Source organism: Variovorax sp. PDC80 (assembly GCF_900115375.1).
In the GTDB taxonomy this organism is placed as follows: Bacteria; Pseudomonadota; Gammaproteobacteria; order Burkholderiales; family Burkholderiaceae_C; genus Variovorax.
In genome coordinates this window covers 179,528-202,821 of record NZ_FOWG01000009.1, presented here as the reverse complement: position 1 = coordinate 202,821, position 23,294 = coordinate 179,528, and the positions used below count along the sequence as shown (strand labels likewise).

Annotated in this window: 11 protein-coding genes and 3 pseudogenes; 7 read left to right on the top strand and 7 right to left on the bottom strand. The window is 67.0% G+C overall.

Annotated features, from left to right (window positions below; genetic code table 11):
- Positions 1–32: 32 nt before the first annotated feature.
- Entirely contained in the window at positions 33–896 is an 864-nt protein-coding gene (locus BM109_RS25245) for a helix-turn-helix domain-containing protein (protein ID WP_093348805.1), read from the top strand.
- Here BM109_RS25245 and BM109_RS25240 read toward each other — a convergent pair.
- Positions 784–3,069 carry an acyl-CoA dehydrogenase gene (locus BM109_RS25240; protein WP_093348802.1) on the bottom strand — a complete coding sequence of 762 codons (2,286 nt, stop codon included), beginning with the start codon at positions 3,067–3,069 and terminating at the stop codon, positions 784–786. The two genes, BM109_RS25245 and BM109_RS25240, sit on opposite strands and share 113 nt — an antisense overlap.
- Before the next feature lie 168 nt (positions 3,070–3,237).
- Here BM109_RS25240 and BM109_RS25235 point away from each other — a divergent pair, with 168 nt between their 5' ends.
- The gene (locus tag BM109_RS25235; RefSeq protein ID WP_093348800.1) at positions 3,238–4,185 is read left to right on the top strand and encodes a MerR family transcriptional regulator; all 948 of its coding nucleotides are present in this window, start codon (positions 3,238–3,240) and stop codon (positions 4,183–4,185) included.
- Between the two features lie 16 nt (positions 4,186–4,201).
- On the opposite strand, the gene BM109_RS25230 is transcribed toward BM109_RS25235, so the two are convergent.
- From BM109_RS25230 to BM109_RS41315, 5 genes and pseudogenes are all read right to left on the bottom strand, one after another.
- A complete protein-coding gene (locus BM109_RS25230) occupies positions 4,202–4,837 on the bottom strand; it encodes a hypothetical protein (protein WP_256222767.1) in 636 nt (211 codons plus the stop codon).
- Between the two features lie 27 nt (positions 4,838–4,864).
- Positions 4,865–5,995: a DUF2827 domain-containing protein gene (locus tag BM109_RS25225; RefSeq protein WP_093348797.1), complete on the bottom strand. Its 1,131-nt coding sequence runs from the start codon at positions 5,993–5,995 to the stop codon at positions 4,865–4,867.
- Positions 5,992–7,137, bottom strand: a complete 1,146-nt coding sequence (locus BM109_RS25220; protein ID WP_093348794.1) for a DUF2827 domain-containing protein — start codon at positions 7,135–7,137, stop codon at positions 5,992–5,994. The genes BM109_RS25225 and BM109_RS25220 overlap by 4 nt, the downstream gene beginning before the upstream one ends.
- An 83-nt stretch (positions 7,138–7,220) precedes the next feature.
- Positions 7,221–7,538, bottom strand: a pseudogene (locus BM109_RS41820) (YadA-like family protein); the annotation flags it as partial.
- A gap of 36 nt (positions 7,539–7,574) precedes the next feature.
- Positions 7,575–18,371, bottom strand: a pseudogene (locus tag BM109_RS41315) (hypothetical protein); the annotation flags it as partial.
- Between BM109_RS41315 and BM109_RS41675 the strand changes: the two are divergent.
- Genes BM109_RS41675 through BM109_RS25190 form a run of 3 tightly spaced genes read left to right on the top strand, consistent with a single transcriptional unit; the run spans position 18,364 to position 20,532 of the window.
- Positions 18,364–19,482, top strand: coding sequence for a hypothetical protein (locus BM109_RS41675; RefSeq protein WP_093348782.1), 1,119 nt, complete (start codon positions 18,364–18,366; stop codon positions 19,480–19,482). The pseudogene BM109_RS41315 and the gene BM109_RS41675 sit on opposite strands and share 8 nt — an antisense overlap.
- A gap of 51 nt (positions 19,483–19,533) precedes the next feature.
- Positions 19,534–20,004 (top strand): hypothetical protein, encoded by a 471-nt coding sequence (locus BM109_RS25195; protein WP_143129254.1) that lies wholly within the window; start codon positions 19,534–19,536, stop codon positions 20,002–20,004.
- Positions 20,005–20,016: 12 nt separating this feature from the next.
- The gene (locus BM109_RS25190) at positions 20,017–20,532 is read left to right on the top strand and encodes a hypothetical protein (RefSeq protein WP_143129253.1); all 516 of its coding nucleotides are present in this window, start codon (positions 20,017–20,019) and stop codon (positions 20,530–20,532) included.
- Positions 20,533–20,681: 149 nt separating this feature from the next.
- Here the strand turns inward: BM109_RS25190 and BM109_RS41815 are convergent.
- Positions 20,682–20,765 (bottom strand): annotated as a pseudogene (locus tag BM109_RS41815) (ESPR domain-containing protein); the annotation flags it as partial.
- Between the two features lie 513 nt (positions 20,766–21,278).
- Here BM109_RS41815 and BM109_RS25180 point away from each other — a divergent pair.
- Positions 21,279–22,415, top strand: a complete 1,137-nt coding sequence (locus tag BM109_RS25180; protein ID WP_256222766.1) for a DUF2827 domain-containing protein — start codon at positions 21,279–21,281, stop codon at positions 22,413–22,415.
- An 11-nt stretch (positions 22,416–22,426) separates the two neighbouring features.
- The gene (locus BM109_RS25175) at positions 22,427–23,290 is read left to right on the top strand and encodes a hypothetical protein (protein ID WP_093348772.1); all 864 of its coding nucleotides are present in this window, start codon (positions 22,427–22,429) and stop codon (positions 23,288–23,290) included.
- Positions 23,291–23,294 lie beyond the last annotated feature (4 nt).

The window sequence follows — 23,294 nt, the reverse complement described above, 5'->3', positions numbered from 1 at the left end:
GATGCGCGGCCCGCGCGCCAGAATGCGGCCCCATGAACACCCCCCGCCCCCACCCCACGAAGCCCGGCCAGCCGGGCGCGCGCGATCCCTTCGGCGTGCACCTGCGGCACTGGCGCACGCACCGCCGCCTGAGCCAGCTCGACCTGGCACAGGAGGCCGAGGTCTCGACCCGGCACCTGAGCTACGTGGAAACCGGCCGCGCCGCCCCCAGCCGCGAGATGGTGCTGCGGCTGGCCGAGCGGCTGGACGTGCCGCTGCGCGAACGCAACGCGCTGCTGGTGGCCGCGGGCTTCGCGCCCATGTACCGCCAGCGTTCGCTCGACGACCCGGCCATGGCCTCGGCGCGCCGCGCGGTCGACCTGGTGCTCAAGGGCCACGAGCCCTTTCCCGCGCTGGCGGTGGACCGCCACTGGAACCTGGTGGCCTACAACGCGCTGGTGCCGCTGTTGATGGAAGGCGCGTCGGCCGAGCTGGTGACGCCGCCGGTCAACGTGCTGCGCCTGAGCCTGCGGCCCGACGGGCTGGCCTCGCGCATCGCCAACCTCGCGCAATGGCGCGCCCACCTGCTCGAGCGGCTGCAGCAGCAGATCGCTGCCACCGGCGACCGCGTGCTGGTCGAACTGCACGACGAGCTCGCGGCCTACCCCGTGCCCCACGTCGGCCACGACACCCCGCCCGCGGGCGGCGAGCTGTCGGGCGTGGTGGTGCCGTTCCAGCTCGTGACGCCGAACGGCGTGCTGAGCTTCATCAGCACCACCACCATCTTCGGCACGCCGGTGGACATCACGTTGCAGGAACTCGCGGTGGAGTCGTTCTTTCCGGCCGATGCGCAGACGGCGGCGGCCCTGCCGGCGCTGGTTGCGCAGGCGAAGGCGCAGGCTGGCGCGGCGGGCTGAGCGCGCCCTCGCCCGCCTCGTCTTCGTCGCGCGCCTTCGGCCCCGGCACGTCGTCGACCTGGATCACCTTGTCGGCCGCGCGCAGATAGGCCAGCGCGAGCGCCGGATCGGCCGCCGTGCGGGCCGCGGCCTCGAGCGAGTTCGTGCGCCGCAGCACCTTGTTGAGGGCCGCGGTTTCCTCGCCGAGCCGGTCGCCGAGTTCCAGCGCGCTCATCAGGTCGCGCAGGCCGCCGGCCGCGGGTTCGCTGAGATCGGGCACCAGCCGCTCGACCACGTCGGGCCGGGTGCGCAGCGTCTCGGCCAGCGCCAGCAGCTGCACGTCGCGCAGCGGCGCCAGGTGCGCCGTGCGCCGCAGCACCAGCGCGCCGATGAAGCGCCGGCCCGGCGTGGGCAGGTTGGCATAGAGGTCGTGCAGGATCGCCGCCGCCTGGTCGAGTTGCACGCGGATCGCGGCCTGCGCGAAGGGCAGCATCTCGGGCGCCGCCTCCACCCCGTAGCGCCACACACAGGCGCTTGCCAGGTACAGGTGGGCCAGCACGTCGCCGAGCCGCGCCGACAGCAGTTCCATGCGCTTGAGCTTGCCGCCGAGCATGCCCATGGCGAGGTCGGCGGTGAGCGCGTACTTGGCGCTCATGCGCGCGATCAGCCGGGCCTCGGGCGCCAGCGCCTCGGGCGGGCGGCCCAGCACCGGCGCGCCGAACAGGCTGTGCCAGAGGTTGCGCGCCACGTGCCCGCCATGCGCCATCAGCGCCTTGCCGAGCGCGGTCTCGTCGTTCGCCTGCACCGCGGCCATCTCGTCGAGCACATGCGGATGGCAACGCACCGCGCCCTGGCCGAACACGATCAGCGCGCGCGTGAGGATGTTGGCGCCCTCCACCGTGATCGCGATCGGTGCCTGCCGGTAGGCCACACCCAGCAGGTTCGAGGGGCCGGAGATGATGCCCTTGCCGCCGAGGATGTCCATGCCGTGGTTGACCGCGCGCCGGCCGGCCTCGGTCAGCTGCACCTTGAGGATCGCGCTCGCCACGCTGGGCCGCTCGCCGGCATCGAGCGCGCAGGCGGTGAAGCGGCGCGCGGCATCGCTCGCATAGAGCTCGGCCGACATCTGGGCCACCAGCCCCGCCACCGCGTGGAACTTGCCTACCGGCAGGCCGAACTGCTCGCGGATGCGGCCATAGCCGTTGCTCACGAACAGCGCGGTCTGCTGCATCGCCGAGCCGAGCGCGGGCAGCGAGATGGCGCGGCCCGCGGCCAGGCACTCCATCAGCATGCGCCAGCCCTGGCCGACCTGCGGCTCGCCGCCGATCACCCAGTCCATCGGCACGAAGACCTGGCGACCGTGGATGGGGCCGTTCATGAAGGCGCTGTCCATCGGGCGATGACGCCGGCCGATCTCCATGCCCGCGTGCGGCACCGGGATCAGCGCGCAGGTGATGCCGAGATCGCGCTGGCCCTCGGGCCGGCTCTCGTCGACCGCGTGGAAGGCCAGGCCGACCACGGTGGCCACGGGCGCCAGCGTGATGTAGCGCTTGTCGAAGTCGACCAGGAAGCCGCGCGTTGGCCGGCCCTCGAACTCGCGCTCCACCAACACGCCGCGGTCGGGAATCGAGGCGGCATCGGAGCCCGCATAGGGCGAGGTCAGGCCGAAGCACGGCAGCTCGCGGCCATCGGCCAGGCGCGGCAGGTAGTGCTGCTTCTGGCCGTCGGTGCCGTAGCGCAGCAGCAGCTCGGCCGGGCCGAGCGAGTTGGGCACCATCACCGTGACCGCGGTCGCGACGTTGACGGTGGCGATGCGCGCCACCACCGTGGCATGAGCGTGGTGGCCGAAGCCGAGGCCACCGAACTCCTCGGGAATGATCATTCCGAAGAAGCGCTTTTCGCGCAGGTAGCGCCATACCTCGGGCGGCAGGTCCTTCGCTTCGTCGATCGCATGGTCGTCGAGCATCGCGCACAGCGTGCGCACCTCGCGATCGATGAAGGCCTGTTCGCGCTCGGTCAGGCGGTTGGGCCCGAAGGCGGCGAGCGCGTCGAAATCGGGGCGGCCCGCGAACAGCTGGCCTTCGAAACCGACAGTGCCGGCTTCGAGCGCGGCGCGTTCGGTGTCGCCCAGTGGCGGCAACGCCTTCGAGAAAGGCTTCATGGCCCAGCGGCCGATCAACGAGGCCAGCGGCATGCGTGTCTCCTTCGCCGCGAGGCAGGCGCGCGGCGCTCGACCATGGTGCGACCGGGGCGGCCCGGGCCCGGCCGGCCGAGGGCGACCGCGCGTGTCGGAGACGGGCTCGCATTCCCGGCGCTCCGCAACGCTTGACCCTCCACCCGGTGGAGACGCTACAACCCGCCCATGAACGTCAAACGACTGCTTTCCATCGGCGAGATCGCCAAGCTCAGCGGCGTGTCGGTGCGGCGCATCCGGTTCTATTCGGATGCGGGCCTGCTGCCGCCCGCGGCGCGCAGCGAGGCCAACTACCGCGGCTACACCCACGACGACGTGGCGCGGCTGGACCTGATCCGTTCGCTGCGCGACGCGGGCATCGGGCTCGAGACCATCGGGCGGACGCTGTCGGATCGGCTGTCGCTCACCGACGTTCTGACGATCCGTCTCCAGGCCCTGGAGGCGGAAATCGCTTCCCGCCGCCGCATCGCCGCCGTGCTGCGCGCGACGCTGGCCGACGAGAAGCAGCCCACCGAAACCTCGCTACGGAGACTCTGGACCGTGACCACCCTTTCGAACACCCGCCTTCGCCAGACCATCGAGAACTTCTACGACCAGGTGGCCGCCGGAGCCCGCATGGGCGACGACTGGAAGCGCCAGATGGTCGATGCCGCCACGCCCGAACTGCCGGCCGAACCCACGCCCGCGCAGATCGACGCCTGGACCGAGCTGGCCGCCATGCTCGGCGACCCGGCCTTCATCGCGAGCATGCGCGCCGAAGCGGCCGGCATGTGGAATGGCGAATTCGATCCTGCCGCCTATGCGCAAGCGGCCAACGCCACGCTGGCCCGCGTGCGCGCCGCGATCGCCGCGCGCACCGAGCCCGCGTCGGAAACCGGCCGGGCCATCGCGCAGGACTGGCTCGCGGCCTCGGCAAAAGCCATGCGCCGCGCGCCCGACGCGGACTTTCTCGCCTGGCAACTGGGGCAATACCGCAAGCACCACGCGCGCTCGGCGCGCTATCAGGAACTGATGGCCGTGCTGCGCGGCGAGGATGCCGACGCGGCCGCCGCGCAGGGCACCGAGTGGCGCTGGATCCACGAGGCGATGACGCCGCTGCTCGGCGCCGCGGCCTGAGCGGCAAGCGCGCGGCTCAGCGCCGCTTCGGCGCCTGCTGCGCGGCCGGTGCCGCCGGTGCGGGCGCCGCTTGCGGCGCGGCCGCCGCAGCCGCCGGATCGCGCCAGCCGTATTCGACATAGCGCCGGATCACCAGGCAGCCCGGCGGCGAATCGATCAGCGACACCGACGAGGTCGGCTCCTTGTCGTCGGTGTAGACCGTGTAGACCGGCAGCAGCTTGGTCGCGCGGTAGTTCGGCAGCTCCTGCTGGGCGATGCTCGCGCAAGTGAACGGCGCCACCGAGATGCGCTCGGCCGCCACGGTGCAGCTGCCGCCGTCGTCGGGGATCGCGGTGATCGAGCCCGCCACGCCGGCATTCGGGAACTCGATGCCGATCAGCGAGAACACCGGGCCGCTGTCGGGGCGCTTGCGGTCCCAGTCGAGCAGCACGTCGTGGCTGCGGCTGCCCTGCACGGTCAGCGACGACAGCCGCGTGATCGCCGGCAGGCAGCGCTTGACGCCCACGCTGGCGGCCGCGCGCGTGAGCGTGTCCTGCGGCGGCGCGGGCGGTGCCTGGGGCACGAGCACGCCCTGCGCGAAGGCGGTGGCCGTCAGGGTGCAGGCCGCGGCGCACAGCAGCAGGCGGCGGATCGGAAGCGAGGTCGGGGTCATGGCCATACGTTCTTCGGGAGTTCGCGCTCAGGCGTAGAGCGCCTCGATCGCGGCGGTGTAGATGCGCACGTTCTCCTCGCCTTCGGGGTCCAGCCGCTCGAGCAGCGCCCGCGCGCGCTCGCGGTAGTTGGGCAGGTCGGCGTCGTGCTCGGAGAAGGCGCGCCGCAGCGCCCGGCCACCATCCTCGCAGTCGAAGCCCTGGTAGCGGTAGCCGCAGTCGCCGATCAGGTGCGAGTTGTGCACCAGCGGATAGCCGCCGTACAGCGCCTCGTAGTAGAGGTAGTTCTGGCCGTTCTCCCAATGGTGCGCGAACACGCAGTCGACATTGGGCGGCACCACCTGGTAGACCGGGAAGCGCCCCTCGAACGAGGCCAGCCCGTGCTGCACCAGGTCCAGGCTCTGGGCGAAGCCGACGAACAGCGGCTTCTCGCGCAGGTGGAAGCTGTTGTACACCCACAGGCGCTCGATCAGGTCGGGCTGCGCGCGGTGCGCCGCCTCGCAGCCCAGCATCGGGATGAAGCTGGTCTTCACCATGCAGATGTTGGGCTCGAAGATCGCCACGCGCCAGTGCCTGCGCCCGGGCTCGTAGGCGAAGGGCTTGCCGCCACCGCTGCGCGCCAGGGCGCGCTCGAGCACCATCGGGCTCCACAGGTGCGGCATCAGGCGCACCGGCGTGCGGAAGGCGGCCTCGAAATAGGGTTTGCAGGTGGCCTCGTACTCGGGCAGCGTCCAGACCTCGTTGTAGGGCGCCAGCGTCAGCAGCAGGCCATGCGGCTTGTCGAAGATCATGCGCTCGATGTCGATCACGTAGTCGTTGCCCACGCGCATCGACACGATCTTGCCGCCGCGCTCGCGGAAGGCCACGGCCCAGTCGCGCCCGAGCTGCGCGCTCATCTCGATCATCACGTCGAGTTCCTGCGCGGCGGTTGCCATGTCGATGATCGGCACCGGCGAATCGGCCAGGAAGCCGGCCGCATCGGCCGGCGCGCCGTCGCCGCCGCCGGCCACGAGCACCGTGCTGGCCACGCGCGGCGAGCGCAGCAGCAGCATCACGAGAAACAGGCAGTTCTGGTAGACGCCGTTCTCCCACAGGCTCTGCTCGCCCTTGCGGATGAAGATCGAGACGCCGACGCGCAGCTTGTCGGGCATGGCGTTCATCGCGCGGTGCCTCCGGCGCGGAAGTTCGCATCGCCGCCCACCAGTTGCAGCAGCCGCTGCGCATAGCCCTCGACGTTGGCGCTCGCCAGCGGATCGAGCGCGTCGAACACGCGCTGCGAGCGGGCCCTGTAGTCGCCGAGTTGCGCGTCGTGATGGCGCGCCGCGTTCAGCAGCTGCTCGACGCCGGCGCCGACCTCGAAGCCCGGGTAGTAGTAGCCCGCGTCGCGCAGCCAGGGCGAGTTGTGCACCAGCGGGTAGTTGCCATAGAGCGCGTCGAGGTAGCTGTAGTTCTGGTCGTTCTGCCACTGGTGCGACACCACCGCGTCGGCGTACTGCACCATGAAGCCCGCGAAGTCGTGCCGGCCATGGAAGATCGCCTTGTGCTCGCGAACGATGTCGAGCGAGTTCGCCAGGTAGAGCATGGTCGGGTGGTCCTTCATGTGCAGCGTGTTGAGCGCATGCATCCAGTTCACCGCCTTCGGGTCGGCGCGGTAGGCGCCGTCGCAGATCAGCATCGGCAGGGTGCCGGCCTTCACCACCGAGATGTTGGGTTCGAAGATCGCCACCCGGAAGCCCGGCTGCTCGGCCGTGCGCGGCACGTAGCCGAAGCGGAAGCCCGCCGCCTCGACCTCGGCCACGCGCTGCGCGAGGAACTCGGGGGACCAGAGGTAGGGCACCACGTGCACCGGGCAGCGGTTGTAGACGCGCATCATCGGCGCGAAGGCCTGGTCCTTGGGCAGCAGCCAGACCTCGTCGCAGCGGTCGGGCCGGCTGAAGTGGCCCTTGTCGGAGAAGAGGATCGGCTCGGCCAGCGACACGAAGGGCTGGCCCACGCAATGGAACACCACGCGCCCGCCGCGGGCCCGGAAATACGACAGCCACGAGACCTCGAGCGCGCCCGCCATCTCGAACACCACGTCGAGCGCATCGGTGAGCTCGCGCGCCCGGCCGATCGCGAGCCCGCGCGCCCCGAGGTCGACCTGCGGCGGCATCGCCGACTGGTCGCCCGCGTCGATCAGCGTGACCGACTCGACGAACGGGATCTGCTGCAGCAGCCGGGCCAGGAACAGCACGTTCTGCCCCATGCCGTTCTCCCAGATGTTCTGGCCGGCGTGGGTGAGGACTGAAATACCGATGCGCATGGGCAGCGAGTGTCCCTCAAAAAAGGAAAGCCCCCGCACCTGGGGCGCGGGAGCCTTCGAGGGGGCTTTTCTCTCCCTGTGACTTACTTCCACTTCCAGCCGATGCCGGCGTTGATGCCCCACTCCTTGCCCGTGGTCGAGAGGCCTGCGCCCCAGGACATCTTGCCGTCGTCCGACAGGGCCTTGAAGGTCAGCGCCACCGCGCTGTAGCCCTTGTAGCTGCCGAAGCCCACGCCCACGGTCTTCTCGCCGGGGTAGAGCGTCGGCAGGTAGGTGCCCGACATCGCGAACGCCATCGCCGTGCCCGAGTAGGCGACGCGCGCCACGTCGCCGATCTGGTTGCGCACGTCGGTCAGCTGCTGCACGTTGACCGCGTCGCCCGGCAGGATGCCCGGCGCCACGTTGCTGATGCGCGTGCCGCCCGCCGCCTGGCCGGCGCCCAGCGTGATCTGGTTGTAGTTGACCGACCCGTCGGGGTTGGTCTCGTACTGCACGCTGCTGGCCTTCGAAGCCGCCGAGGCCGCCTTCAGCTGCGCCACGTTGGTGGCGTCGCTGTCGGCCGAGCCCGCGGCCACGCCGGTGATCTGGCGGAACTGGCCGTTGGCCGCATCGCCGACCGACACCGCGCCCTGCGTGCTGGTGGTGGCCTTGATCGCCGCCTCCTGCGCCGCGGTGGCGCTGCCTGGCACGTAGCCAGCCACGCCCGCGCCCCTGGAGGCCACCGAGCCCGAGCCCAGGGCCACGCCGCCGGTCTGCTGGACCACCGCGTTGAAGCCGACGGCCGTGCCGTTCGAGACGTTCGACGCCGCGCTCCTCGAGGTGCCGCCCGCATCCGCGCCGTCGCCGATCGCCACGCCCTTGCCGCCCGCGCTGGCACCTGCACCGATCGCCTGCGAGCCGGTGGCCAGTGCCCCGGTACCGATCGCGATCGCGTTGGTGCCCGTGGCCTGTGCCCCGAAGCCCACCGCCACCGCGCCGTCGGCCGTCGCCTTCGCGCCGTTGCCCGCGGCGAAGGAATTCGCGCCGCTGGCCACCGATTGCGGTCCGATCGCCACCGACTCCTGGCCGATGGCCTGCGAGTCGCCTGCCGTCGAGTTGGCGTGGAAGTACTTCGTGCCGTTGTTGTAGATGTTGGTGACGGTGCTGTTGGTGGTGCTCAGCCCCGTCGACAGGCTGCCGATGCCGCTGACCGACCCGCTGATGCTCGTCGACAGGCTGCTGAGGTTGCTGTTCGTCGTGCTCAGCCCGCTCGACAGGCTGCCGAGGCCGCTGGTGACGGTGCTCAGGCCGGTCGAGGTCGAGGTCGACAGGCTGGAGACGTTGCTGTTCGTCGTGCTCAGGCCCGACGACAGGCTGCCGATGTTGCTGGTCGCGGTGCTCAGGCCGGTCGACAGGCTGCTGATGCTGCTCGTGGCCGTGCTCAGACCGGTCGAGGTGGAGGTCGACAGGCTGTTGATGCTGCTGGTCGCCGTGCTCAGCCCGCTCGAGGTGGACGTCGACAGGCTGTTGATGCTGCTCGTCGCCGTGCTCAGGCCGCTCGACGTGGACGTCGACAGGCTGTTGATGCTGCTCGTCGCCGTGCTCAGGCCGCTCGAGGTGGACGTCGACAGGCTGCCGATGCTGCTCGTCGCCGTGCTCAGGCCGCTCGACGTGGACGTCGACAGGCTGCTCACGGTGCTGTTCGTCGTGCTCAGCCCGATCGACAGGCTGCCGATGCCGCTGCTCACGGTGCTCAGGCCCACCGACAGGCTGCCGATGGAGCTGGTCGCCGTGCTCAGGCCGGTCGAAGTCGAGGTCGAGAGGCTGTCGATGTTGCTCGTCGCGGTGCTGAGACCCGTGGAGGTCGAGGTCGACAGGCTGTCGATGCTGCTCGTGGCGGTGCTCAGGCCGGTCGACGTGGAGGTCGACAAGCTGCCGATCGAACTCGTCGCCGTGCTGAGGCCAGTCGACGTCGACGTCGAGAGGCTGCTGACGCCGCTGGTGGCGGTGCTCAGGCCGGTGGACAGGCTGTCGATGCTGCTGGTGGCGGTGCTGAGGCCGGTCGACGTGGACGTGGACAGGCTGCCGATGGAGCTCGTTGCCGTGCTGAGGCCAGTCGACGTCGAAGTGGACAGACTGCCGATGGAGCTCGTCGCGGTGCTCAGGCCGGTGGACAGGCTGCCGATGCTGCTGGTCGCCGTGCTCAGGCCCGTGGAGGTCGAGGTCGACAAGCTGCCGATGGAGCTCGTGGCCGTGCTCAAACCGGTCGACGTGGACGTGGACAGGCTGCCGATGGAACTCGTCGCCGTGCTCAGACCCGTGGACGTCGAAGTCGACAGGCTACCGATAGCGCTGGTGGCAGTGCTCAGACCGGTCGAGGTCGAAGTGGACAGGCTGTCGATGGAGCTCGTCGCCGTGCTCAGGCCGGTCGACAGGCTGCCGATGCTGCTGGTCGCAGTGCTCAGGCCCGTGGAGGTCGAGGTCGACAAGCTGCCGATGGAGCTCGTTGCCGTGCTCAAGCCGGTCGACGTGGAAGTCGAAAGGCTGCCGATGCTACTCGTGGCGGTGCTCAGGCCCGTCGAGGTAGACGTGGACAAGCTGCCGATCGAACTCGTCGCCGTGCTGAGGCCGGTAGACGTCGAGGTCGAGAGGCTGCCGATGCTACTCGTGGCAGTGCTCAGACCCGTCGAGGTTGACGTGGACAAGCTACCGATCGAACTCGTCGCCGTGCTGAGGCCGGTAGACGTCGAGGTCGAGAGGCTGCCGATGCTGCTCGTGGCTGTGCTCAGACCCGTGGAGGCCGACGTCGACAAGCTGCCGATGGAACTCGTTGCCGTGCTCAAGCCGGTGGACGTCGAGGTCGAAAGGCTGCCGATGCTGCTCGTGGCGGTGCTCAGACCCGTCGAGGTCGAGGTAGACAAGCTACCGATCGAGCTGGTCGCCGTGCTCAAGCCAGTCGACGTGGAGGTCGAAAGGCTGCCAATGCTGCTCGTGGCAGTGCTCAGACCCGTGGAGGTCGAAGTCGACAAACTGCCGATGGAGCTCGTGGCCGTACTCAAGCCGGTGGACGTCGAGGTCGAGAGGCTGCCGATGCTGCTGGTCGCTGTGCTCAGGCCCGTCGAAGTGGACGTGGACAGGCTACCGATCGAGCTCGTCGCTGTGCTCAAACCGGTCGACGTGGACGTCGACAGGCTGCCGATAGAGCTGGTGGCCGTGCTCAGCCCCGTCGAGGTCGACGTGGACAAACTGCCGATGGAGCTCGTCGCGGTGCTCAGGCCGGTCGACGTGGAAGTCGACAGGCTATCGATGCTGCTCGTGGCGGTGCTCAGGCCCGTCGAGGTCGAGGTGGACAAGCTACCGATCGAACTCGTTGCCGTGCTCAGCCCCGTCGAAGTCGATGTGGACAAGCTACCGATCGAACTCGTTGCGGTGCTCAAACCAGTCGACGTCGAAGTCGAGAGACTGTCGATGCCGCTCGTGGCCGTGCTCAGGCCCGTCGAAGTCGACGTGGACAAGCTGTCGATGGAGCTCGTTGCCGTGCTGAGGCCAGTGGACGTCGATGTCGACAGGCTGCCAATGCTGCTCGTGGCCGTGCTCAGACCGGTCGAGGTCGATGTGGACAGGCTACCGATCGAGCTCGTTGCCGTGCTCAGGCCAGTCGACGTCGAAGTCGAGAGGCTGTCGATGCTGCTGGTCGCCGTGCTCAAGCCGGTCGATGTCGATGTGGACAGGCTGCCAATCGAGCTCGTGGCGGTGCTCAGGCCCGTCGATGTCGAGGTCGACAAGCTACCAATGGAACTCGTCGCAGTGCTCAAGCCGGTGGATGTCGAGGTCGACAGGCTGTCGATGCCGCTGGTGGCCGTGCTCAAGCCAGTCGAGGTCGAAGTCGACAGGCTGTCGATGCTGCTGGTCGCGGTGCTCAGGCCGGTAGAGGTCGACGTGGACAGGCTACCGATCGAGCTCGTTGCAGTGCTCAGGCCGGTCGAAGTCGATGTCGACAAGCTATCGATGCTGCTGGTCGCCGTGCTCAGACCCGTAGAGGTCGATGTGGACAAGCTGCCGATGGAGCTCGTTGCCGTGCTCAACCCCGTCGACGTAGAGGTCGACAGGCTGCCAATGCTGCTCGTGGCAGTGCTCAGACCGGTCGAGGTCGAGGTGGACAAGCTGTCGATGGAGCTCGTCGCCGTGCTGAGGCCAGTTGACGTCGAAGTGGACAGGCTGCCGATCGAGCTCGTTGCCGTGCTCAAACCGGTCGACGTGGACGTCGACAGGCTATCGATGCTGCTGGTTGCGGTGCTCAGGCCCGTCGAGGTCGACGTGGACAGGCTGCCGATCGAACTCGTTGCTGTGCTCAAACCGGTCGACGTGGACGTCGACAGGCTGCCAATGCTGCTCGTGGCGGTGCTCAGACCCGTCGAGGTCGACGTGGACAGGCTGTCGATGGAGCTTGTTGCCGTGCTGAGGCCAGTAGACGTCGAGGTCGAGAGACTGTCGATGCTGCTGGTCGCAGTGCTCAGGCCCGTGGAGGTTGAGGTGGACAAGCTACCGATGGAGCTTGTCGCTGTGCTCAAGCCCGTAGAGGTCGAAGTCGACAAACTGTCAATAGAGCTCGTTGCCGTGCTCAGGCCAGTGGACGTCGAGGTCGAGAGGCTGCCAATGCTGCTCGTGGCCGTGCTCAGCCCAGTCGACGTCGAAGTCGAGAGGCTATCGATGCTGCTCGTCGCGGTACTCAGGCCCGTAGAGGTCGAGGTGGACAGGCTACCGATCGAACTCGTCGCCGTGCTGAGGCCAGTAGACGTCGAAGTCGACAGGCTATCGATGCTACTCGTGGCGGTGCTGAGACCGGTCGAAGTCGACGTGGACAGGCTACCGATCGAGCTCGTTGCCGTGCTCAGGCCCGTCGACGTGGAGGTCGACAGACTGCCGATGCTGCTCGTGGCCGTGCTCAAACCGGTCGACGTCGAGGTCGACAAGCTGTCGATGCTGCTGGTCGCCGTGCTCAAGCCGGTCGACGTCGATGTGGACAGGCTGCCGATCGAGCTCGTTGCCGTGCTCAGACCCGTCGACGTCGAAGTCGAGAGGCTATCGATGCTGCTCGTCGCGGTGCTCAGGCCCGTAGAGGTCGAGGTGGACAGGCTACCGATCGAACTCGTTGCCGTGCTCAGGCCAGTCGACGTCGAAGTCGACAGGCTATCGATGCTGCTCGTCGCGGTGCTCAGACCCGTCGAAGTCGACGTGGACAGGCTGCCGATCGAACTCGTTGCCGTGCTCAGGCCAGTCGACGTCGAAGTCGACAGGCTATCGATGCTGCTCGTCGCGGTGCTCAGACCCGTCGAAGTCGACGTGGACAGGCTACCGATCGAACTCGTTGCCGTGCTCAAGCCGGTCGACGTCGAGGTCGACAGGCTATCGATGCTGCTCGTCGCGGTGCTCAGACCCGTCGAAGTCGACGTGGACAGGCTGCCGATCGAACTCGTTGCCGTGCTCAAGCCGGTCGACGTCGAGGTCGACAAGCTGTCGATACTGCTGGTCGCGGTGCTCAGACCCGTGGAGGTCGAGGTGGACAGGCTACCGATGGAACTCGTGGCCGTGCTCAAGCCCGTCGAGGTCGACGTCGACAAGCTGCCGATGGAGCTTGTCGCCGTGCTCAACCCGGTCGACGTGGAGGTCGACAGGCTGTCAACAGAGCTCGTTGCCGTGCTCAAGCCAGTCGATGTCGAGGTCGACAAGCTACCGATGCTGCTGGTCGCCGTGCTCAGACCGGTCGACGTAGACGTCGACAGGCTACCGATCGAACTCGTCGCGGTGCTGAGCCCAGTCGACGTCGAAGTCGACAGGCTGTCGATAGAGCTCGTTGCCGTGCTCAGACCGGTCGACGTGGAGGTCGAGAGGCTGCCGATCGAACTCGTCGCGGTGCTCAAGCCAGTGGAGGTCGAGGTCGACAGGCTACCGATGCTGCTGGTCGCCGTGCTCAGACCGGTCGACGTAGACGTCGACAGGCTACCGATCGAACTCGTCGCGGTGCTGAGCCCAGTCGACGTCGAAGTCGAGAGGCTGTCAATGCTGCTCGTGGCGGTGCTGAGACCGGTCGAGGTCGACGTGGACAGGCTACCGATCGAGCTCGTTGCCGTGCTCAGGCCCGTCGAGGTCGACGTCGACAAGCTGCCGATCGAGCTTGTCGCCGTGCTCAACCCGGTCGAGGTGGAAGTCGACAGACTGTCAATAGAGCTCGTTGCTGTGCTCAAGCCGGTGGACGTCGAGGTCGAAAGGCTGCCAATGCTGCTGGTGGCAGTGCTCAAACCCGTGGAGGTCGAGGTCGACAAGCTGCCGATGCTGCTCGTAGCCGTGCTCAGGCCCGTCGAAGTGGATGTCGAAAGGCTATCGATCGAGCTGGTGGCCGTGCTCAGGCCGGTCGAGGTCGATGTCGACAAGCTACCGATCGAACTCGTCGCCGTGCTCAGACCAGTCGATGTCGAAGTCGAGAGACTGTCGATGCTGCTGGTCGCCGTGCTCAAGCCGGTCGAAGTCGACGTAGACAGGCTGCCAATCGAACTCGTCGCAGTGCTCAGCCCGGTCGACGTCGAGGTCGAAAGGCTGTCGATGCTGCTGGTCGCGGTGCTCAGGCCCGTGGAGGTCGAGGTGGACAAACTACCGATGGAACTCGTGGCCGTGCTCAAGCCAGTCGATGTCGAAGTCGACAGGCTGCCGATGCTGCTGGTCGCGGTGCTCAAGCCCGTGGAGGTCGAAGTCGACAAGCTGCCGATGGAGCTCGTGGCCGTGCTCAAACCGGTCGACGTCGAGGTCGAAAGGCTGTCGATGGAACTCGTTGCCGTGCTCAGACCCGTCGACGTGGAAGTCGACAGGCTGCCGATGCTGCTGGTCGCGGTGCTCAAGCCCGTGGAGGTCGAAGTCGACAAGCTGCCGATGGAGCTCGTGGCAGTGCTCAGACCCGTCGACGTGGAAGTCGACAGGCTGCCGATGGAGCTTGTTGCCGTGCTCAGACCAGTCGAGGTCGACGTGGACAGGCTACCGATCGAGCTGGTTGCCGTGCTGAGGCCAGTCGACGTCGAGGTCGACAAGCTATCGATGCTGCTCGTCGCAGTGCTCAGACCCGTGGAGGTCGACGTGGACAGGCTGCCGATGGAACTCGTTGCCGTGCTGAGGCCAGTCGACGTCGACGTCGAGAGGCTGTCAATGCTGCTCGTAGCAGTGCTCAGACCCGTCGAGGTCGACGTCGAGAGGCTGCCGATGGAGCTCGTTGCCGTGCTGAGGCCCGTCGACGTCGAGGTCGAAAGGCTGTCGATGCTGCTGGTCGCGGTGCTCAGGCCCGTGGAGGTCGAGGTGGACAAGCTACCGATCGAACTCGTGGCCGTGCTCAAGCCAGTCGACGTCGAGGTAGACAGGCTGTCGATACTGCTCGTAGCGGTGCTCAGCCCCGTAGAAGTCGAAGTCGACAAGCTACCGATGGAGCTCGTCGCAGTGCTCAGACCCGTCGAGGTCGACGTGGACAGGCTACCGATGGAACTCGTCGCCGTGCTCAGGCCGGTCGACGTAGAAGTCGAGAGGCTGCCGATGCTGCTGGTCGCAGTGCTCAGACCCGTGGAGGTCGAAGTCGACAAGCTGCTGATGGAGCTCGTTGCCGTGCTCAAACCGGTCGATGTCGAGGTCGACAGGCTGTCGATGCTGCTCGTCGCGGTGCTCAGGCCCGTCGAGGTCGACGTGGACAGGCTGCCAATGGAGCTCGTTGCAGTGCTGAGGCCAGTGGATGTCGAGGTCGACAAGCTACCGATGGAGCTCGTTGCGGTGCTCAAACCGGTGGAGGTCGAGGTCGAGAGGCTATCGATGCTGCTGGTCGCAGTGCTCAGGCCCGTGGAGGTCGAAGTCGACAAGCTGCCGATGGAGCTCGTTGCCGTGCTCAGACCCGTCGAAGTCGATGTCGAAAGGCTATCGATCGAGCTGGTGGCGGTGCTCAGACCCGTCGAGGTGGAGGTCGACAGGCTGCCGATGCTACTGGTCGCAGTGCTCAAGCCTGTGGACGTCGACGTCGAGAGGCTACCGATGGAGCTCGTTGCAGTGCTCAAGCCGGTGGAGCTGGAAGTCGACAAGCTCGACACGCTGCTGTTCGTCGTGCTCAGGCCTGACGACAGACTGCCGATGCTGCTGGTTGTGGTGCTCAGTCCGGTCGACAGGCCATCGATACGGCTGTTCGCCGTGCTCAGACCTGTGGAGGTCGAGGTCGAAAGGCTTCCGATCGAGCTGGTCGCAGTGCTCAGGCCCGTCGAGGTCGAGGTCGACAAGCTGTCGATGCTGCTGGTCGCCGTGCTCAAGCCGGTCGACGTCGATGTGGACAGGCTGCCGATCGAACTCGTTGCAGTGCTCAGGCCAGTGGACGTCGAGGTCGACAAACTGCCGATGGAGCTCGTTGCGGTGCTGAGACCCGTGGACGTCGAAGTCGACAGACTGCCGATCGAACTGGTCGCAGTGCTCAAACCCGTGGAAGTCGACGTGGACAGGCTGCCGATGCTGCTCGTAGCCGTGCTCAGACCAGTGGAGGTCGACGTCGACAGGCTCGACACGCTGCTGTTCGTCGTGCTCAGACCCGAAGACAAGCTGCCAATCGAGCTGGTTGCGGTGCTCAGCCCCGTCGAGGTGGAGGTCGACAAGCTGCCGATGGAACTCGTTGCGGTGCTGAGACCCGTGGACGTCGAGGTCGACAGACTGCCGATCGAACTGGTCGCCGTGCTCAAGCCTGTCGAGGTCGATGTGGACAAGCTGCCGATGCTGCTCGTGGCCGTGCTCAGCCCCGTGGAAGTCGAAGTCGACAGGCTCGACACGCTGCTGTTCGTCGTGCTCAAACCCGAAGACAAGCTGCCAATCGAGCTGGTTGCGGTGCTCAGGCCCGTCGAAGTCGAGGTGGACAGGCTGCCGATAGAACTCGTTGCCGTGCTCAGACCAGTCGACGTCGAGGTCGACAGGCTGCCAATCGAACTTGTTGCAGTGCTCAGACCCGTCGAGGTCGAGGTAGACAGGCTGCCGATCGAGCTCGTTGCCGTGCTCAGGCCAGTCGACGTCGAGGTTGAGAGGCTACCAATGCTGCTGGTGGCAGTGCTCAGGCCAGTAGACGTCGAGGTCGACAAGCTGCCGATAGAACTCGTTGCGGTGCTGAGACCCGTGGACGTCGAGGTCGACAGACTGCCGATCGAACTGGTCGCAGTGCTCAGGCCTGTCGAGGTCGATGTGGACAGGCTGCCGATGCTGCTCGTTGCCGTGCTCAGGCCCGTCGAAGTCGATGTCGAAAGGCTCGAAACGCTGCTGTTCGTCGTGCTCAGACCCGACGACAAACTACCGATCGAGCTGGTCGCAGTGCTCAGGCCCGTCGAGGTCGACGTGGACAAGCTACCGATGCTGCTCGTGGCCGTGCTCAAGCCCGTGGACGTGGAGGTCGACAGGCTGCCGATGGAACTCGTTGCGGTGCTCAGACCCGTGGAAGTCGAAGTCGAGAGGCTCCCGATCGAGCTGGTCGCAGTGCTCAGCCCCGTGGAGGTCGAGGTCGAAAGGCTGCCGATCGAACTCGTGGCCGTGCTCAGACCTGTGGAACTGGAAGTCGACAAGCTCGACACGCTGCTGTTGGTCGTGCTCAAGCCCGACGACAGGCTGCCGATGCTGCTGGTTGTGGTGCTCAGGCCGGTCGACAGGCCATCGATGCGGCTGTTTGCCGTGCTCAAGCCAGTGGAGGTCGACGTCGACAGGCTACCGATGCTGCTCGTGGCGGTGCTCAAGCCAGTCGAAGTCGAAGTCGAGAGGCTGCCGATGGAACTGGTCGCCGTGCTCAACCCCGTCGACGTCGACGTGGACAGGCTCGACACGCTGCTGTTCGTCGTGCTCAAGCCCGACGACAAGCTGCCGATGCTGCTCGTGGCCGTGCTCAATCCCGTGGAAGTCGAGGTCGAGAGGCTGCCGATCGAGCTGGTGGCGGTGCTCAGCCCCGTCGAGGTGGACGTCGACAGGCTGCCAATAGAGCTCGTCGCCGTGCTCAACCCTGTGGAGGTCGACGTCGACAAACTCGACACGCTGCTGTTCGTCGTGCTCAGCCCCGACGACAGGCTGCCGATGCTGCTGGTGGCCGTGCTCAGCCCCGTGGAAGTCGACGTCGAGAGGCTACCGATCGAACTGGTGGCGGTACTCAGACCTGTCGAGGTGGACGACGACAAGCTGCGGATGCTGCTCGTGGCCGTACTCAAGCCCGTCGAGGTCGAAGTCGACAGGCTCGACACACTGCTGTTTGTCGTGCTCAGACCCGACGACAAGCTCCCGATGCTGCTGGTCGCGGTGCTCAGGCCCGTCGAGGTCGAGGTCGACAGGCTGCCGATGGAGCTCGTCGCCGTGCTCAACCCCGTCGACGTCGAAGTCGACAGGCTCGAAACGCTGCTGTTCGTCGTGCTCAAGCCCGACGACAGACTGCCGATGCTGCTCGTGGCCGTGCTCAAGCCAGTCGACGTCGAGGTCGACAGGCTGCCGATGGAACTGGTCGCCGTGCTCAAGCCAGTCGACGTCGAGGTCGACAAGCTCGAAACGCTGCTGTTCGTCGTGCTCAGCCCCGACGACAGACTACCGATGCTGCTGGTCGCAGTGCTCAAGCCGGTCGACGTCGAAGTCGACAGGCTCGAAACACTGCTGTTCGTCGTGCTCAGCCCCGACGACAGGCTACCGATGCTGCTCGTGGCCGTGCTCAACCCCGTCGACGTCGAAGTCGACAAGCTCGAAACGCTGCTGTTCGTCGTGCTCAGCCCCGACGACAGACTGCCGATGCTGCTCGTGGCAGTGCTCAAGCCAGTCGACGTAGAAGTCGACAGGCTGCTGATGGAACTGGTCGCCGTGCTCAACCCCGTCGAGGTCGAAGTCGACAGGCTCGACACCCGGCTGTTCGTCGTGCTGAGGCCCGACGACAGGCTGCCGATGCTGCTGGTCGCGGTGCTCAGGCCGGTCGAGGTCGACGTCGAGAGGCTGCTGATGCTGCTGGCGGTCGTGCTCATGCCCGTGCTCAGCTGCGCCACCGTCACGGCGTCCTGCAACGCTGCGCCATCGGCCACGTTGGTAATGCGCCGCAGGGCGGACGACGAGCCCACCGAGACTTCGGAGGCGGGTGCGTTGGTACCAGTGAGGAAGCCGTTGCCGGTCGGTCCCTTGGCGCCCGTCACGCTGCCCGCGCCCAACGCGACGCTGTTGGCATAGGCGGCGTTGGCGCCGGTGCCCATCGAGACCGCGTTCGAGCCCAGCGACACGGCGTTGGCGCCGAAGGCGATCGCGGCATCGGTCACCGACAGGTCGGCCGACTTGACGACGGCGCCATTGCCGATCGCGATGCTGCGGGTGGTACGGTCGTCGGTCGTGGCATTGCCGCCGATCGCGATCGAGGCGTTCTGGGGTGCCACGCCGATCTGGTCAGCGGATGCGCCGGTGCCCAGGGCGATGCTGCCGCCCCAGCTGTTCGCATTGGTCCCGATCGCGATGGTGTTGACATCGGTGTTCGAGCCGATGGTGGCGTTCTTGCCGATGGCGATGGCGCCATCCGCGATCGAGCGTGCGCCGGAGCCCAGCGCGACGCTGGCGTTGCCCGAGGCCAGGGTGCTTTGCCCGATGGCGACGGCGGCCGCGGCCGCGGCGTTCGCGCCGGTGCCGAAACCGATGGCATTCGCGGCCGATGCGCTGGCCGCGTCACCGAAGGCGAGCGTGCCGGCCGCGGTGGCGTTGGACTTGTTGCCCAGCGCAACCGATCCCTGCCCGATCGCATTGTTGGAATTGCCGATGGCCACCGCGCCGCTCGCCGCGGTCGTGCCGTCCAGGCTGCCGGCGGCGGTGTTGTTGGCACCCATCGTCACGGCACCGGTGCCGTTCGAGACGTTGGGATCGCCGATGGCGACCGCACCGTCGCCCGTGGCCTTCTGGCCGCGGCCGATGGCCACCGCGCCACCCGCGGCGGTACTGGAGTTCGCGGTCGTGCCCGACGAACCGATGGCAACGTTCTGCCCCGTGGCGCCACTGACGACGCCGTCGCCCTGGGCAATGCCGAAGGCGCCGTTGACGATGGCACCGCGGCCGAGCGCGATGCCGGAGGTTGCCGCGGCCACGACGCTGGACTGGCCGCCGATGGCGATCGAATCGGCCGCGGCGGCGGATGCGCCGCCCACGGAATTCGTTCCGAGCGCCAGGGCACCGGCGGCGGTTGCGCTCGCCGTGCGGCCCAGGGCCGAGGAGAAATCGCCCGTGGCCGTGGCCCCGGCACCGATGGCGGTGCTGCGATTGCCGAAGGCGTTCGCCAGCGTGCCGACCGCCAGGGCATTCTCCGCGCCGGCGTTCGAGGAATAGCCGAACGCCACCGAGGTCTTGCCCCAGGCCTGCGCGAACACGCCGAAGGCCGTGGAACTGCCGCCCCAGGCATTGGCGTTGTTGCCGAAGGCCGTGGAAGGCGCCAGGGAACTCGCGTCGCCGCGGGCCGTCGCATTCGTGCCGAAGGCCATGTCGTTGCCGAAGGCGGCATTGGCGCCGGCGCCGATGGCCGTCGCGCCGCCGCCGTTCGCCTTGGCGCCGGCACCGATCGCGAGGTTGTTCGTCTTGTTGGTCGCGCTCGCATTCGCGCCGATGGCGATGCTCGAATCCGCGCCGGCTCCGACGTTCGCACCGCTTCCCAGGGCGATGGTGCTGTTCGACTGCGCATTGGCGTTGAGGCCGATGGCGATACCCGAATCGGCCGCGCTGCCGACGACCGACTGGCCGCCGATCGCGACCGAGTTGGCGCCCAGGGCACGGGCCGCCGCGGTGCCGCTGGCACCGATGGCCGTTGCGCCGGTGCCGCTCGCGGTCGCGCCGGCGCCCACCGCCGTCGCGTAGTTGGCGGTTGCGTTGGCGCCCACGCCGATCGCCGACGCATTGGTGCCGCTCGCGCCACCGTCGTTGCCACCGATGGCCAGGGCATTGGTGCCGCTCGCGTTGGCCTGGCCGCCGATCGCCACCGCGTCCTGCGCCGTGGCCTTGGCGCCGGTGCCGATGGCCAGCGAATCGCCGACCGTGGTGTTGGACGAGGCGACGGAGTTGGCACCGATCGCGATGGCCGTGCCCGCGCTGATCGCCGCCGCGTTCGCGCCCGCGCCGATGGCGATGTTGTTGTTGCTCGCGGCGAGGGCGTTCTGGCCCATCGCGATGCTGGCGATGCCGAAGGCATTGGCCTGGAGGCCGAAGGCCGAGGCGTACTGCCCGGCGGTCGATCCCATGCCGAACATGCTGGAGCCCTTGCCGCGCGCCGTCGTGAACGACCCGAACATCGTGACGCCCAGGAAGCCGCCGCCATTGGCCGAGCACCCGCCGACCACGGTCGAGTACACGCCGGAACCGTCGACCGGATCGACCGTCGCCGGGTAGGCCTTGCCGTCGGGACCGGTGTTCGCGCCCGTGTTGCAGGCGCCGTTCGGCGGTCCGACGATGTAGGCGTTCGCGCTCTCCATCAAGCCGAAGGACGCCAGCGCGACGCTCAGCGCGGCACCCGCGATCACCGCAGCCGAACTGCTGCGCTTGCCTCGGGCGGAAGTGATTTCCGAAGCGGCCACCCATGCACCGAGCGACTCATTCCAGATACTTCTATATGACTTGTTCATTGACTGCCAACTGCGTGTGGAATCTCAGGACCCGCGCGGTAGGTCCCAGGAAAAATGTGAAGGGTCGTGCTTGGCGCTCGTCGTCGAGATCCCAATCACCGCGCTGTTCACAAGAGCGGTGGAATGTACATACTTGTTTACATTCAGAACGCAAAAGACCAAATCGCTCAAAAAGCTTCGATGATTTAGTTCACAAAAAAGGACACAAATTAGCATTCACATTGATTAACAATTGTCTCCTGAAGGTGAAAGTGCCGCGAAAACATAGAATCCCCTCACCGTTCGAAACGGGGCAGAAGATTCGATGCAAGCCCTTGTTTCATAAGGACTTTTTCTTCGATCATGTGGAATTAATTCACATTGAAGCTTGCGAACGTCAACTTTGGCAGGTGAGTAAAAAAGCACACTCGATGCGCGCCAATCTGGAACTTGTTCACGGATCCATTTATTCATCCGTGATTTATTTCTCGCCGTAGAGCGCAGATGACGCCAATTAACAATTGGGCAACAAAAGTGAATTCAAACGACTCCCTCCGCATCGGCATCACCATCGGTCTTCACCACGAAGCCGAAACACTCTGGAACAACGGCATCAAGCAGAACGCCGTGTTCCTGGCCGAGGCGCTCAAGCACTGCCCCGGCGTGGCGTCGGTGGTGCTGGTCAACACCACGGCCACGCCGATCACGCCGGCCCTGCCCTGGGACCAGGCGCGCTGGCCCACGACGAACTTTGAGGGCGCCAAGGACAAGGTCGACGTGCTGATCGAGCTGGGCGGCCAGATCGATCACCTGCAGACCGACTACCTCAAGCAGCGCGGCGCCCGGCTGGTGTCGTACTGCTGCGGCTTCGAGTACGTGCATGCGATGGAGTCGATGCTGTTCAACAAGCCGCTGTGGGGCCGGAACCTGTTCGTCAACCAGCGCTACGACGACATCTGGATGGTTCCGCAGGTGGCGCACATCAGTCAGCCCTACTTCGAGGTGCTGCGCCGGATCGAGGCGCGCGCCGTGCCCTTCGTCTGGAGTCCGGTGTTCCTCGAGGAGCGCACGCGCGGGCTGCCCGAGAACGGCGTCTACCAGCCGCGCGTCGGCCCGCGGCGCCTCAGCGTGATGGAGCCGAACATCAACGTGGTGAAGTTCTGCCTCTACCCGATCCTGGTCGCCGAACTGGCCTACCGCGCGCGGCGCGAGGCGATCGCACTGCTGCAGGTGGCCAATGCCGAGAAGATGGCGCGCGAGAACATGGAATTCATCACCCTGATGAACCAGCTCGACCTGGTGCGCGAGCACAAGGCCGTGTTCCTGGGCCGGCACGACACGCCGACCTTCCTGGCCCAGAACACCGACATCGTGATCTCGCACCAGTGGGAGAACCCGCTCAACTACTTCTACCTCGAGACCTGCTGGCAGGGCTATCCGCTGGTGCACAACGCCCACCTCTGCGCGGACCTCGGCTACTACTACGAAGCCAACGATGTGGCAGCGGGCAGCACGCGCGTGCTCGAGGCGATCGACGCGCACGATGCGCAGCCGCTCGCCTACCGCGAGCGCCAGCGCGGCCTGATCGACCGCTACCTGCCCGGCAACGCGGCCGCCACCGAGGTGTACAACACGCTGCTGCTCGGCCTGATGCAGCGCCCCGCCCGATAACCGGAGCCGCCATGCTCGAACCCTCCGCTCTCCAACGCTTCTTCCCAGTGGTCGTCACGCCGAGCCACGACGGCAAGTTCTTCCAGAACTACGTGATGTCGATGATGAACTTCGCCATCGAGGCCGAGCGCGCCGGCATGCGGATGCAGGTGCTGTTCCACCAGGGCGAAAGCCTCGTGACCCGGGCGCGCAACAACTGCGTGGCCCAGTTTCTCGCCAACCCGGAATGGACCCACCTGTTCTGGATCGACGCCGACATCGGCTTCTCGCCGCAGGCGGCGTTCCGGCTGCTGCTCTCGGACTACGAGATCGCGGCCGGCGTCTACCCGCTCAAGCGCGAGGACTGGCCCGAGGAAGGCGTCGCGTCCGGCACCACGCGCGCGCAGTTCGATGCCACCTTCACGCGCTACACGGTCAATGCGAGCGCCTCCGAAGCCAGCGGCAAGGTCGAGCTCGAGGTACAGCCCGACGGCTTCATGAAGATGACCGAGGCGCCCACGGGCTTCATGGCGATCAAGCGCGGCGTGTTCGAGCGGCTGATGGCGAGCTACCCCGAGCTCAACTACGTGCCCGACAGCATCGGCGAGGCCGACCGCGGCCTGCACTACCGTTTCTTCGACGTGATGGTCGACCCCGTGACGCGCCGCTATCTCTCGGAAGACTACGGCTTCTGCCGCCTCTGGTCGGGCCTGGGCGAATCGATCCACATCGATGCCAACTCCAACCTCACGCACCAGGGCGCCAAGCTCTACCGCGGCGACTTCGCGACCTCGCTGCTGACCTCGCTGCCGCATGCGGTGGGCGGCCCCGCGGGGGTGTCCATGGAACTGACGGGCACGCAGTACCTGCGTCCGAACCACCCGCCGACGCTCTGAACGC

Bases quoted from the DNA above. Each gene is read 5' to 3' on its own strand.
- BM109_RS25245 (WP_093348805.1), top strand. From the start codon at position 33: ATGAACACCCCCCGCCCCCACCCCACGAAGCCCGGCCAGCCGGGCGCG.
- BM109_RS25240 (WP_093348802.1), bottom strand. From the start codon at position 3,069: ATGCCGCTGGCCTCGTTGATCGGCCGCTGGGCCATGAAGCCTTTCTCG.
- BM109_RS25235 (WP_093348800.1), top strand. From the start codon at position 3,238: ATGAACGTCAAACGACTGCTTTCCATCGGCGAGATCGCCAAGCTCAGC.
- BM109_RS25230 (WP_256222767.1), bottom strand. From the start codon at position 4,837: ATGACCCCGACCTCGCTTCCGATCCGCCGCCTGCTGCTGTGCGCCGCG.
- BM109_RS25225 (WP_093348797.1), bottom strand. From the start codon at position 5,995: ATGAACGCCATGCCCGACAAGCTGCGCGTCGGCGTCTCGATCTTCATC.
- BM109_RS25220 (WP_093348794.1), bottom strand. From the start codon at position 7,137: ATGCGCATCGGTATTTCAGTCCTCACCCACGCCGGCCAGAACATCTGG.
- BM109_RS25175 (WP_093348772.1), top strand. From the start codon at position 22,427: ATGCTCGAACCCTCCGCTCTCCAACGCTTCTTCCCAGTGGTCGTCACG.